Source organism: Citrobacter arsenatis (assembly GCF_004353845.1).
Classification (GTDB): Bacteria; Pseudomonadota; Gammaproteobacteria; order Enterobacterales; family Enterobacteriaceae; genus Citrobacter; species Citrobacter arsenatis.
On the sequence record NZ_CP037864.1, the window covers coordinates 4077129 to 4090945 of the forward strand.

Sequence of the window (13817 nt, forward strand, 5' to 3'; positions counted from 1 at the left end):
ATGAAACCTCGTCAGCGACAGGCTGCCATACTGGAGCATCTGCAAAAGCAGGGAAAATGCTCGGTTGAAGAACTGGCCCACTACTTTGACACGACCGGCACGACCATTCGCAAAGACCTGGTCATTCTGGAAAATGCCGGAACCGTCATTCGTACCTATGGCGGCGTGGTATTAAATAAAGACGAATCTGATCCGCCAATCGATCACAAAACGCTAATCAATACGCATAAAAAAGAGCAGATTGCCGAAGCCGCCGTCCGTTTTATTCACGATGGCGACTCCATTATTCTGGATGCGGGCAGCACCGTACTGCAGATGGTGCCGATGCTCACCCGCTTTAGCAACATCACCGTCATGACCAACAGCCTGCACATTGTTAATGCCCTTTCGGAGCTGGACAACGAGCAAACTATCCTGATGCCCGGCGGGACCTTTCGCAAAAAATCTGCGTCATTTCACGGTCAGCTGGCAGAAAACGCCTTTGAGCAGTTCAGCTTTGATAAACTCTTCATGGGCACCGACGGCATTGACCTCAATGCCGGCGTGACCACCTTTAATGAGGTGTTTAGCGTCAGTAAAGCGATGTGCAATGCCGCTCGCGAAGTGATTCTGATGGCTGACTCGTCAAAATTTGGGCGCAAAAGCCCCAATGTTGTGTGCAGTCTGGAAAGCGTCGACAAGCTGATTACCGATGCGGGTATCGACCCTGCGTTTCGTCAGGCGCTGGAAGCAAAAGGGATTGAAGTGATCATAACCGGAGAAACCAATGAGTGATGCACTACTGAACGCGGGCCGTCAGACATTAATGCTGGAACTACAGGAAGCCAGCCGACTGCCAGAGCGCCTGGGCGATGATTTTGTCCGCGCCGCCAATACTATCATCCACTGCGAAGGCAAAGTGATTGTTTCCGGGATTGGCAAATCCGGTCATATTGGCAAAAAAATCGCGGCGACCCTCGCCAGTACCGGCACGCCCGCCTTTTTTGTGCATCCGGCTGAGGCGCTGCACGGCGACTTGGGGATGATTGAAAGCCGTGATGTCATGCTGTTTATCTCCTACTCCGGCGGCGCAAAAGAGCTGGATCTCATCATTCCACGCCTGGAAGACAAATCCGTCGCCTTGCTGGCAATGACCGGAAAACCGACCTCACCACTGGGTCTGGCAGCCAAAGCCGTACTGGATATTTCCGTTGAGCGCGAAGCCTGCCCAATGCGTCTGGCACCGACGTCCAGCACCGTTAACACGCTGATGATGGGTGACGCGCTGGCAATCGCCGTGATGCAGGCGCGCGGCTTTAACGAGGAAGATTTTGCCCGATCGCATCCGGCAGGTGCGCTGGGTGCCCGTCTGTTAAATAAAGTGCATCATCTGATGCGCCGTGACGATGCCATTCCACAGGTGACGCTTACTACCAGCGTCATGGACGCGATGCTGGAACTCAGCCGTACGGGTCTTGGCCTGGTGGCGGTCTGCGACGACGCGTCGCTGGTGAAAGGGGTCTTTACCGACGGCGACCTGCGCCGCTGGCTGGTTGGCGGCGGCGCGCTCACCACTGAGGTTAGCGAAGCAATGACCCATAATGGCGTTACGCTGCAGGCACAGAGCCGCGCGATTGACGCCAAAGAGATCCTGATGAAGCGCAAAATCACCGCCGCACCGGTGGTAGATGAAAACGGTAAACTCACCGGTGCTATCAACCTGCAGGATTTCTATCAGGCCGGTATTATCTAATCCTTCAGCCCCAGACGTTTCGCCAGCCGGTGCAGGTTGGCGACGTCTGTTTCCAGCGTCCGCGCACTTGCCGCCCAACTGTGATTATTTTGCGCCAGTGCCCGACGGATCATTTCCCTCTGGAATGACTCCGTTGCCTCACGCAGGTTGTGATGCTGTGGGATCTCCGCAACAGTTTCCGCCGCCTGCAAAGCCGGACCTTCATCCAGCAGGGCAAAATGCTGCGCCTCCAGTACCACTTCATCCCCTGCCCTGGTGGCCCTTGCCAGAACCACCGCCCGGTGAATGGCATGTTCCAGCTCGCGCACGTTTCCGGGCCAGCCGTAATTCAACAGATGATTACGCGCGCCAGGGCTTAACACTACGCGGGAAAGTCCCAGCCGCAGCCGACATTGCTCGCAAAAATAGCCCGCCAGCAGTACCACATCTTCGCCGCGTTCACGAAGAGGCGGTACGGAAAGGGGAAAGACGCTCAGACGATGAAATAAATCCGCACGGAAATTCCCGGCCAGCACCTCTTCGCGTAAATCACGGTTCGTTGCCGCCAGCACCCGCACATCCACGCGCAGGCTGCGATCGTCACCCACACGCTGAATATCACCGTACTGCAATACGCGCAGCAGCTTGGCCTGTAGTGCTAACGAGAGTTCGCCAATCTCATCAAGAAACAGCGTCCCATTGTCGGCCATTTCAAACTTACCGCTACGATTGCTGATAGCCCCGGTAAACGCGCCTTTTACGTGCCCAAACAGCTCACTTTCGGCTACGGTTTCCGGCAACGCCGCGCAGTTCAGATACACCAGCGGGTTTACCGCGCGCGGCGAACCTTCATGGATAGCTTTAGCCACCAGCTCCTTCCCGGTCCCCGTTTCGCCGCTAATCAGTACGTTAAGATCGGACCCCGCCACAATCTCAATCTCTTTTTTCAGCTGCATCATATTGGGCGACAGGCCAATCATCTGCGTTTCAGTCACTTGCTCAAAGGCCGTCGACGAGCCGGGCAGCATATTCTGGCTTTCCAGTTGTTCAATCAGCAACGCATTACTCAGCGCGCCCGCAGCCAGAGCGGCAATTAGCCTAAGCTCTTCATCGCTGAAAACATCGAACTGATCGGGCTCCATGCCATCCAGGGTTAACGCGCCAATCAGATTTTGACCGGCGAACAGCGGTAAGCCAATACAGGCGTGTACCTTCAGGCTTTCCTGCCCCGGAATCAGCCCATCGTAAGGGTCGGGCAAATCGCTGTCGGCAGGGAAACGAACCACGTCCCCGGCGCGGGCAATCGCCTCCAGACGCGGATGCCCCTCCAGGGTAAAGCGTCTGCCGAGAACATCCTGCGCCAGCCCATCGATCGCCAGCGGAATAAACTGTCGCGACTCATAGCGCAGCAATGCCGACGCGTCACACTCCAGCACCTGGCGCAAGGTGGTTATCAGGCGTTGAAAACGGTCCTGATGTCCAATACCGCTTTGTAATTCAATGGCGATGCCCGCCAGCACGTCTACGGAAAAGCTCATGGCTACCTCATTGTCATTTTGACAATTCATATTGTCATATTGACAATAAAATGAATAGTCATTTTGACTACCACCTAATAAGCACCAAACAATAAAACCTTTAAAATCAATAAAATAAAAAGTTGGCACGCAACCTGCACTAAGCAAAATATCTTTTTTAGAAAAACGCTGAATTAATTACTGAGGTTGCTATGTCTATTCTGGTTAAAAATAACATTCATTGGGTTGGCCAACGTGACTGGGAAGTTCGTGATTTCCACGGGACTGAATACAAAACGCTGCGCGGTAGCAGCTACAACAGCTATCTCATCCGTGAAGAAAAAAATGTCCTGATCGATACAGTAGACCACAAATTTAGCCGTGAATTCGTGCAGAACCTGCGCAGTGAAATTGACCTCGCAGATATCGACTACATCATCATTAACCACGCGGAAGAAGACCATGCAGGGGCGCTGACCGAGCTGATGTCCTGCATCCCGGACACACCGATTTACTGTACAGCCAACGCTATTGACTCCATCAACGGGCACCACCATCACCCGGAGTGGAATTTCAACGTGGTGAAAACCGGTGATGCACTGGACATTGGTAACGGCAAACAGCTGATCTTCGTTGAAACGCCGATGCTGCACTGGCCTGACAGCATGATGACCTACATGACCGGCGACGCGGTGCTGTTCAGTAACGACGCCTTCGGTCAGCACTACTGCGACGAACGTCTGTTCAACGACGAAGTGGACCAGACCGAACTGTTCGAACAGTGCCAGCGCTACTACGCCAATATCCTGACGCCGTTCAGCCGTCTGGTGACGCCGAAAATCACTGAGATCCTCGGCTTCAACCTGCCGGTTGATATGATTGCCACTTCCCACGGTGTGGTATGGCGTGAAAACCCAACCCAGATTGTTGAACTGTACCTGAAATGGGCGGCGGACTATCAGGAAGACCGGATCACCATTTTCTACGACACCATGTCCAACAATACCCGCATGATGGCGGACGCCATCGCCCAGGGCATCAACGAAGTTGACCCGAACGTGGCGGTAAAAATCTTTAACGTCGCCCGTAGCGACAAAAACGAAGTCCTGACTAACGTCTTCCGCTCTAAAGGCGTGCTGGTCGGTACTTCGACGATGAACAACGTGATGATGCCGAAAATCGCCGGTCTGGTGGAAGAGATGACCGGCCTGCGTTTTCGTAACAAACGCGCCAGCGCTTTTGGCTCACACGGCTGGAGCGGTGGTGCGGTAGACCGTTTGTCCACGCGCCTGCAGGATGCAGGTTTTGAGATGTCGCTGAGCCTGAAAGCAAAATGGCGTCCGGACCTGGATGCGTTGGAACTGTGCCGCCAGCACGGCCGTGAAATTGCTCGTCAGTGGGCGCTTGCTCCACTGCCGGAAACAAACGTGAAAGCAGCATCCAAAGAAGAAGAGTGCGCCTGCGCCGCTGCGGCAGCCGCCGATCTCGGTCCATGCATGCAGTGCAGCGTGTGCCAGTGGATTTACGACCCGGCAAAAGGTGAACCGCTGCAGGATGTTGCGCCGGGAACGCCGTGGAGCGACGTGCCGGATAACTTCCTGTGCCCAGAATGCTCATTAGGTAAAGACGTCTTCGACGTACTGGCAACGGAGGCAAAATGAGCCGCGGAATTGTCATTATTGGTTCGGGCTTCGCCGCCCGCCAGTTAGTCAAAAATATCCGTAAGCAGGATGCAAATGTCCCGCTAACCCTGATTGCGGCGGACAGCATGGATGAGTACAACAAGCCCGATCTCAGCCATGTTATCAGTCAGTCACAGCGTGCAGACGATCTCACCCGCCAGTCGGCGGGGGAGTTTGCCGAACAGTTTAATTTACGCCTGTTCCCGCACACCTGGGTAACCGACATCGACGCTGATGCTCACATAGTGAAAAGCCAGGAGCATCAGTGGCAATACGACAAGCTGGTACTGGCGACGGGGGCTTCAGCTTTTGTACCGCCGGTTACCGGACGTGAGTTAATGCTCACTTTGAACAGCCAACAAGAGTATCGCGCCTGTGAAACGCAGCTGCGCGACGCCCAGCGGGTACTGATTGTCGGCGGCGGATTGATTGGCAGTGAACTGGCGATGGATTTCTGTCGTGCCGGTAAAGCGGTGACGCTTATCGACAACGCCGCCAGCATTCTGGCTTCGCTGATGCCGCCGGAAGTAAGCAGTCGCTTACAGCATCGTCTGACCGATATGGGCGTACATCTGCTGCTGAAATCGCAGCTCAAGGGGCTGGAAAAAACGGCATCGGGTATTCGCGCTACGCTCGATCGTAGCCGCAGCGTAGAAGTCGATGCGGTGATCGCCGCAACCGGTCTGCGCCCGGAAACTGCATTGGCCCGTCGCGCCGGATTGAGCATCAACCGTGGCGTCTGCGTCGACAGCTACCTGCAAACCAGCCATCCGGATATTTACGCACTCGGCGACTGTGCAGAAATTAACGGTCAGGTACTTCCGTTCCTGCAGCCGATTCAACTGAGCGCCATGTATCTGGCGAAAAACCTGCTCGGCGGCAATGCGCCGTTAAAGCTGCCAGCCATGCTGGTAAAAGTCAAAACGCCGGAACTGCCGTTGCATCTGGCCGGGGAAACCCAGCGCCGCGATCTGAACTGGCATATAGCCGCCGAAGCGCAGGGGATGGTCGCCAGAGGGATGAACGACGAAGGCCAGCTGTGTGCGTTCGTCGTCAGTGAAGACCGGATGAAAGAGGCCTTTGCGTTGCTGAAAACGTTGCCCGTGTAAGTCTGTGATGCCGGATGGCGCCGCTTAGCCTTAACCGGCCTACGAGTTAGCATCTGTTTGTAGGCCGGATAAGGCGCAGCCGCCTACCGGCACCTTACCCTTCAGCTAACGCTCGCGCCGCGGCAATCACGCCTTGCCCCAATGACAACCCGCCGTCGCCCGCCGGTAAACGCTGCGGGAACAGTAAGGTAAAATCACGCAGATAAAACGCGAGACGGGCCGACAATAAGCGGTTATGCATCACGCCGCCGCTAAATACTAACGTCTTGATTGCGCGCGCTTCGGCCTGCTCTCGCATCAGAGTACCAAACCCACGCGCCAGCGCGTCGTGAAACGCCCACGCTCTTTCTGCTGGTTTAGCCCGCCAGTTCAGCCATTGCTGCCAAAAAACAGCCAGATCAAGTTCATTACCTTGCAAGGGGATTGTTACCGGATGCTCAATGCCTTCACATTGCGATGCCAGCGCCTCCAGCGCGCAGGCCGCCTCACCTTCATAACTCAATGATTCCGGCGCACATTGCAGCGCAGCGGCAATGGCATCAAACAGCCGTCCGCACGATGACGCCTGCGGTGCGTTAATTCCCCGTTCAATAGCCCGCGCCAGCACGTTCCAGTTTTGCTGTTGCAGCGCCGATGTTTCCGGATAACACTGCCAGTCAGGAACAAAACGCAGGCATTGCGCGAACAGGTTACGCCACGGCTGTTTTGCCGCCAGATCGCCACCCGCCAGCGCAACCGCCGGTAAGCCGCCAAGGTGTTCGCATTCACGATAGTTGACCCGCAAACACTCTCCCCCCCACAGAGCGCCGTTCTCCCCCATGCCGATACCATCTAACGTCAGAGCAATCACGTCGCCACCGTCGAGCGGCCAGCCGTGCTCGGCAAGACACGCAGCGGCATGCGCATGGTGATGCAGCACCGTTTCAGTTGGCAGCTCCATTTCGCTGGCCCACTGGCTGGAAACATAGCCAGGGTGTGCATCGTGCACGATACGCTGCGGCGTAAAGTCATAAATGCTCTGGATCAGGCGCAGCGCATCACGCCACTGCTGCTGAATGCCGTCATCGCTGAGATCGCCCAAATGCTGACTGATAACCGCCTGTTCGCCGCGCACCAGACAGAAGGTATTTTTCAGATCCGCGCCTAAGCACAGCATCGGCGGCACGTCGGAAAATCCCGGCGGCAGTGCTATCGCATCCGGCACGTAACCCCGGGAACGACGCAGCATTTCCCCGCTTTCGCGCACCACAGAGTCATCCATCCGCTGCACAATTTCGCGGTTATGCAGCAGGAAACCGTCAGCAATGTCGCGTAAATCTTCCAGCGCCTGCGCGTTGGTAATGGCCGGCGGCCTGCCGCTGAGATTGCCGGAGGTCATCACCAGGGGGCAATTCATCTCTTGTAAAAGTAAATGCTGCAACGGATTCGCGGGCAGCATGACGCCAACCTCCGTTAACCCTGGCGCAATTCCTTCGCTCAATGCAGCGACATAGCGCTTCTGTACCAGCACGATCGGCGCTGCGGGGGTTGTCAACAAACGACGAGCGGGTTCGGGCAGTCCGTCATCACCTGGCAGCATTACCGCCAGCGGTTTTGCCGGACGGCGTTTGCGCAACCTGAGCAGCGCTACGGCGTCATCATTTCGCGCGTCGCACACCAGATGAAACCCGCCAATACCTTTAACGGCCACAATACCGCCTGCTTTCAGCCGCGATACCGCCGCCTGCAGCGCCTCTTCTTTCTCCGCCTGCTCATCCGCGCTGAACCACTCAAGGTGTGGGCCACAGGCCGGACAGGCAACGGGCTGGGCATGGAAGCGACGGTCATACGGATCGCGATATTCTCTATCGCATTGCGCACAGAGTGGAAATGACGCCATCACGGTGAACGGGCGGTCATAGGGCATGGCGCGGATAATCGTAAAGCGTGGACCACAGTGGGTGCAGTTGATAAAGGGGTATCGGTAGCGACGTTCGCCGGGGGTATTCATTTCAACAAGGCATTCGGGACAGGTCGCGGCGTCCGGAACAATTTGCGTATTCATCGTACCGCCAGCACTTTGACGAATCGAGAAATCGGCAGGCTGCTGCGTCCAGGCGAATGATTCGCTCTCAACACTGTCAATGCGCGCCAGCGGTGGGCAGTGTTGATGCAACTGCGCAATAAACTCCGCCGGATCTTCCTGTAAGCGCACAACCACACCGTCACCGTCGTTACACACATCGCCATGCAGTTGTAACCGCTGCGCCAGTTGCCAGACGTAGGGGCGAAATCCGACGCCCTGTACCTTGCCGCGAATACGCAGCTGTACGCCGGAGTGGTTGTTTATTGTCATTAAGTCGTTCCCGCAGTCATCTATCCCGGTTTGCCTGATGGCGCTGCGCTTATCAGGCCTACGTGGATGCGAACAGTAGGCCGGATAAGGCGAAGCCGCCATCCGGCATAAGTACTACCGTATTTTACGCGGATTTTCAGATATCAGAACAGCAAAGATGCGGTGGAATCCAGCGCCGCGCGACGGCGTTTTTCCGCGCTCAGTTGCTCAAGCTTATTGCGATCCACATAAATCAGCGCGTGAGTCGGGCAGACTTCCATACAGGCAGGGCCGGCCTCACGGTGATGGCACAGGTCGCACTTATTGGCTTCTGCTTTTTCTGCACGGACGTTCAGACCTGCGCCGCTGTTACGCACAACCGGACGCACAACCACTTCCATTGCGCCATAAGGGCATGCCACAACGCAGGTTTTACACCCAATACAGCGTTCCTGCATCACGTGGACAAAGCCTTTATCACGGCTGATAGCACCGTTCGGGCAGACGTTAGCGCACGGCGCATCTTCGCACTGGCGGCACAGCGTCGCCGTGGAGACATTAACGCCTTTGATGACGTGAATGCGGGGTAAAAAGGTTTCAGGGGTCAGCGATGCGCAGTCCTGGTTATCCTGATGGGATACCACGCAGGCCACTTCACAGGTACGGCAACCAATGCATTTATTGGCGTCTGCAATGATGAAACGGTTCATCAATTTCTCCAGCAATGACAGATTATCTGCCGAAGCATTCACAAATCGTGCCAGATTTTAATTCACTGTTATTAAAGGGATTTTATTTTAATAAATACAGAGAAGGCGTGTCATCGTCACTAGTGACGATGACAAATGACAGCCGTCAGCGCAAAACGGGAGGCGCAACAGAGTCGCGTTGAATGAGTTCACCAGTAAAGGTCTTTGGCGGCGTAAACGCCCCGTCACCCAGCATAAAGATCAGGCGTCCTATCGTTTCCTGGATCATTTCCGTCACCGGGATTTTGACGCTGGAAAGTGCCGGAATGGTGTATGGTGCGAGGGCAATATCATCGAAGCCAATCACCGACACCTGCGCAGGAACGCGCACGCCATGAGCGTTTAGCTGCTTCATCGCACCGATCGCCATATCGTCATTGCTGGCCACCAGCGCGGTAAAATTGATCTTACGCGAAAGTAAAGTATCTACCCCCGCCGCACCGCAGGCTGGCGTCCATTTCCCTTTAACAATCAAATCATTATTTAGCGGGATACCATGATGTGCCAGCGCGTCTTTATAGCCAGAAAGTCGCTCCACACCGGTAGGCGAATCCATCGAACCGGTAATAAATCCAATCTCTTTATGCCCGGCGGCAATGAGCTGGGCAACGGCGTTGAAGCTGGTTTGCTTTTGATCGCACCACACGCTGTGGCTACTGTTTTTCCGCAGGCGTCGATTAAGCACCATAATCGGCTGGCTGTGGGCGTCGATGATATCGTCTATCTCATCCACGCTGAGAAAACGCGGATAGATCATAATCGCATCACAGCGCAGGTCGAGCAGGTACTGGATCGCCTGACGTTCTTCCTCAGCGCTGTGCTTACCGTCAGCCAGTAACAGCTGGCGTCCTTTATCTTCCGCCATCCGCGCGGTATGAAACAGCAGTTCGCTGAAATAGACGCCATGATAAAGGGTATTTGTAACCACCAGACCCAGCGTCTGTGTGGTTTTCGCCGCCAGATTGCGCGCCAGCAAATTAGGGCGGTAACCACTCTCTTCAATGGCCTGAAACACGCGGTCTTTGGTCTCCTGGCTGACGTAGCCGTTCCCGGAAAGCACCCGGGAAACCGTCGCTTTCGACACCCCGGCACGCTTAGCCACCTCCAGCATCGTGGTCATATTACTCATCCCTTTTCTCTCAATGTGACGCAGTGTACTGCACCGTTTCGCCGCTGTCCTTGCTGCTAAATCGTAGATGCTGATATCTGGTGATCGGAGTCACAATTACAAAAACTGATCAAAATTAAATCTTGCTCAATACATGTAAATTAAACATGATTTTGTGGAACCGGTTTCTCATCTGCGTTTCATCAACCCAGAAAAGCGACCCACGTAAACGGATAAAACATAACGTACTCTACTGATAAAACAGGATTAAATCCGATGTCCAAGAATTATGCAGCGCTGGCGCGCTCCGTTGTGACGGCTCTGGGAGGCGTCGACAACATCACAGCAGTGACCCACTGCATGACCCGTTTGCGCTTTGTTATCAAAGATGACTCGCAGGTTGACAGCGCGACGCTGAAGACGCTCTCTGGCGTGCTCGGCGTGGTGCGTAACGAGAACCAATGTCAGGTCATCATCGGCAACACCGTTTCGCAGGCATATCGCGAGGTGGTTAGCCTGTTGCCTGCCAACATGCAGCCTGTTGAGCCGCAAACCAAACCACGGCTTACGCTGAAGCGGATTGGCGCGGGGATCCTCGACGCGCTGATCGGCACCATGTCACCACTGATCCCGGCGATTATCGGCGGATCTATGCTCAAGCTGCTGGCTATGGTTCTGGAAATGACCGGCGTGCTGGTGAAAGGATCGTCCACGCTCACCATTCTGACCGTTATCGGCGACGGCGCATTCTTCTTCCTGCCGCTGATGGTCGCCGCTTCGGCTGCCATCAAATTCAAAACCAACATGTCGCTGGCTATCGCCATTGCAGGAGTACTGGTGCACCCCAGCTTTATCGAGCTGATGGCGAAAGCCGCCCAGGGTGAGCACGTTGAGTTCGCCCTGATCCCAGTGACGGCGGTGAAGTATACCTATACGGTGATCCCGGCACTGGTCATGACCTGGTGTCTGTCTTACATCGAACGCTGGGTCGATCACATCACTCCGGCGGTGACCAAAAACTTCCTGAAACCGATGCTGATCGTACTGATCGCCGCCCCACTCGCCATCGTCATCATTGGCCCAGTAGGCATCTGGATCGGTAGCGCGATCTCCGCGCTGGTCTATACCATCCACGGTTATCTCGGCTGGCTGTCGGTAGCCATTATGGGCGCGCTGTGGCCGCTGCTGGTCATGACCGGTATGCACCGTGTGTTTACGCCAACCATTATTCAAACCATTGCCGAGACAGGAAAAGAAGGCATGGTGATGCCGTCTGAAATCGGTGCCAACTTGTCGTTAGGCGGTTCATCGCTGGCTGTGGCATGGAAAACCAAAAACCCGGAGCTGCGCCAGACGGCGTTAGCGGCCGCTGCGTCAGCCATCATGGCGGGCATTTCCGAACCTGCGTTATACGGCGTGGCGATCCGCCTGAAACGTCCGCTGATTGCGAGCCTGATCAGCGGTTTTATCTGCGGTGCCGTAGCCGGAATGGCCGGGCTGGCAAGCCACTCCATGGCGGCTCCTGGCCTGTTCACCAGCGTACAGTTTTTTGATCCGGCGAATCCGATGACCATCGTCTGGGTATTTGGTGTGATGGCGCTGGCGGTAGTGCTTTCCTTTGTATTAACACTGATTCTCGGCTTTGAAGATATTCCTGTCGAAGATGCAGCCGCACAGGCCAGAAAAAACCAGGCCGCACAACCGGGCAATATCAATGGAGCCAGCATTTGACTGGTATCAACTGAGGTTAATTATGTCTGTTTTTCCGCAAGGATTTTTATGGGGCGGCGCGCTGGCCGCCAACCAGTCTGAAGGGGCATACCGGGAGGGCGGCAAGGGGCTGACCACCGTCGATATGATCCCCCACGGCGCACACCGAATGCCCGTCAAACTGGGTCAGGAAAAGCGCTTTACGCTACGGGATGACGAATTTTACCCCAGTCATCAGGCGATCGACTTTTATCATCGCTATAAAGAAGATATCGCGCTGATGGCGGAAATGGGGTTTACGGTTTTTCGTACTTCCATTGCCTGGAGCCGTCTCTACCCTAACGGCGATGAGCTGACGCCGAATGAAGAGGGGATCGCGTTTTACCAGGCCGTGTTTGCCGAGTGTAAAAAATACGGTATTGAGCCATTAGTCACGCTGTGCCACTTCGATGTGCCTATGCATCTGGTCACCGAGTACGGATCCTGGCGTAACCGCAAAATGGTGGAGTTCTTTACCCGTTACGCCCGTACCTGCTTCGAGGCCTTTGACGGTCTGGTGAGATACTGGCTGACGTTCAACGAAATCAACATTATGCTGCACAGCCCCTTTTCCGGCGCGGGACTGGTGTTTGAAGACGGTGAAAATCAGGATCAGGTGAAATACCAGGCCGCGCACCATGAACTGATTGCCAGCGCCCTGGCGACTAAAATTGCCCATGAAATTAATCCGCAAAACCAGGTCGGCTGTATGCTGGCCGGCGGGAATTTTTATCCTTACTCCTGTAAACCGGAAGATGTGTGGACCGCGCTGGAAAAAGACCGTGAAAACCTGTTCTTTATTGATGTGCAGGCGCGTGGCGCTTATCCCGCCTACTCTGCCCGTGTGTTTCGCGAAAAAGGCGTAGTGATAGAAAAGGCCCCGGAAGATGACGACATCCTGAAAACCACCGTCGATTTCGTCTCATTTAGCTACTACGCATCGCGCTGCGCCTCCGCCGAAATGAACACCGGCAATACCAGCGCCGCCAACGTGGTGAAATCGCTGCGTAATCCGTACATTGCCGCCAGCGAATGGGGCTGGGGCATCGATCCGCTCGGTCTGCGTATTACTATGAATATGATGTATGACCGCTACCAGAAGCCGCTGTTTCTGGTGGAAAACGGGCTGGGGGCGAAAGATGAGATTGATGCCAATGGTGAGATCAATGACGACTATCGCATCAGCTACTTACGCGAGCACATTCGCGCCATGGCAGACGCCATTGAAGATGGCGTGCCGCTGATGGGTTACACCACCTGGGGCTGTATCGATCTGGTTTCTGCCTCAACCGGTGAGATGAGCAAACGCTACGGTTTTGTATATGTTGACCGCGATGACGCGGGCAACGGCACGCTGGCGCGCACCCGCAAGAAATCATTCTGGTGGTACAAAAAAGCGATCGCCAGCAACGGCGCCGACCTGGCGTGACGGGCCTGCCAGAGGGGAACAACCCTCTGGCAGGAGTACGTATTTTCATTTCATTTGTTGCATTCCAGATGTGGAATCATCCTTCCAGTTTCAGGTTTGCCCTCATCCTTTTTTACTGGCATTTTATTCAGTAGTTTTTAATCCTGGCCGTTCACTACAAGGAAGAAGGCATGTCTGATAAAAATAGCAAAATAGCAGTAGCTATCACCAAACCCATGCGTCGTTTGAAAGTCAGCTATGTCAGAAAACGCCATGAAGATCCCAAAACGGGCTACACGCGACGAATCAGTCGGCACGCTTCACTCACGCTGAACGGCGACTGGCTGGAACAAGCTGGGTTTCCTACCGGTACGACCGTGAATGTGTCAGTGATGCAGGGGAAATTAATTATTGAGCAGGCCATTGAGTGACGAGGATACGTAGGGAAACAGGCCGGATGTCACTCACAT

General features: G+C 54.9%; 11 protein-coding genes. 7 read left to right on the plus strand and 4 right to left on the minus strand.

Features of this window, described 5'->3' with window-relative positions:
- Entirely contained in the window at nucleotides 1–774 is a 774-nt protein-coding gene (srlR, locus tag E1B03_RS20680; protein WP_003037350.1) for a glucitol operon DNA-binding transcriptional repressor SrlR, read from the plus strand.
- Nucleotides 767–1732: an arabinose-5-phosphate isomerase GutQ gene (gutQ, locus tag E1B03_RS20685; RefSeq protein ID WP_103769205.1), complete on the plus strand. Its 966-nt coding sequence runs from the start codon at nucleotides 767–769 to the stop codon at nucleotides 1730–1732. The genes srlR and gutQ overlap by 8 nt, the downstream gene beginning before the upstream one ends.
- On the opposite strand, the gene norR is transcribed toward gutQ, so the two are convergent.
- Nucleotides 1729–3249, minus strand: coding sequence for a nitric oxide reductase transcriptional regulator NorR (gene norR, locus E1B03_RS20690; RefSeq protein WP_133086834.1), 1521 nt, complete (start codon nucleotides 3247–3249; stop codon nucleotides 1729–1731). The genes gutQ and norR overlap by 4 nt on opposite strands.
- A 191-nt stretch (nucleotides 3250–3440) precedes the next feature.
- Between norR and norV the strand changes: the two genes are divergently transcribed.
- The gene (gene norV / locus E1B03_RS20695) at nucleotides 3441–4889 is read left to right on the plus strand and encodes an anaerobic nitric oxide reductase flavorubredoxin (RefSeq protein ID WP_133086835.1); all 1449 of its coding nucleotides are present in this window, start codon (nucleotides 3441–3443) and stop codon (nucleotides 4887–4889) included.
- Nucleotides 4886–6019, plus strand: a complete 1134-nt coding sequence (gene norW, locus E1B03_RS20700; RefSeq protein ID WP_133086836.1) for an NADH:flavorubredoxin reductase NorW — start codon at nucleotides 4886–4888, stop codon at nucleotides 6017–6019. The genes norV and norW overlap by 4 nt, the downstream gene beginning before the upstream one ends.
- Nucleotides 6020–6113: 94 nt before the next feature.
- Here the strand turns inward: norW and hypF are convergent, their stop codons facing one another.
- The 3 genes from hypF to E1B03_RS20715 all read right to left on the minus strand — a co-directional run bounded on the left by hypF (nucleotide 6114) and on the right by E1B03_RS20715 (nucleotide 10202).
- Nucleotides 6114–8354 carry a carbamoyltransferase HypF gene (gene hypF, locus E1B03_RS20705; RefSeq protein WP_133086837.1) on the minus strand — a complete coding sequence of 747 codons (2241 nt, stop codon included), beginning with the start codon at nucleotides 8352–8354 and terminating at the stop codon, nucleotides 6114–6116.
- Nucleotides 8355–8497: 143 nt separating this feature from the next.
- Nucleotides 8498–9043 (minus strand): electron transport protein HydN, encoded by a 546-nt coding sequence (gene hydN, locus E1B03_RS20710; RefSeq protein ID WP_003037366.1) that lies wholly within the window; start codon nucleotides 9041–9043, stop codon nucleotides 8498–8500.
- A 145-nt stretch (nucleotides 9044–9188) separates the two neighbouring features.
- Nucleotides 9189–10202 carry a LacI family DNA-binding transcriptional regulator gene (locus tag E1B03_RS20715; protein WP_133087248.1) on the minus strand — a complete coding sequence of 338 codons (1014 nt, stop codon included), beginning with the start codon at nucleotides 10200–10202 and terminating at the stop codon, nucleotides 9189–9191.
- A 264-nt stretch (nucleotides 10203–10466) separates the two neighbouring features.
- Here E1B03_RS20715 and ascF point away from each other — a divergent pair, with 264 nt between their 5' ends.
- The 3 genes from ascF (at nucleotide 10467) to E1B03_RS20730 (ending at nucleotide 13778) form a co-directional block, all read left to right on the plus strand.
- Entirely contained in the window at nucleotides 10467–11921 is a 1455-nt protein-coding gene (gene ascF / locus E1B03_RS20720) for a PTS cellobiose/arbutin/salicin transporter subunit IIBC (RefSeq protein WP_133086838.1), read from the plus strand.
- Between the two features lie 22 nt (nucleotides 11922–11943).
- A complete protein-coding gene (locus E1B03_RS20725) occupies nucleotides 11944–13368 on the plus strand; it encodes a 6-phospho-beta-glucosidase (protein ID WP_133086839.1) in 1425 nt (474 codons plus the stop codon).
- 170 nt (nucleotides 13369–13538) lie between these two features.
- Nucleotides 13539–13778, plus strand: coding sequence for a SymE family type I addiction module toxin (locus E1B03_RS20730; RefSeq protein ID WP_103769198.1), 240 nt, complete (start codon nucleotides 13539–13541; stop codon nucleotides 13776–13778).
- The last annotated feature ends 39 nt before the right edge of the window (nucleotides 13779–13817 follow it).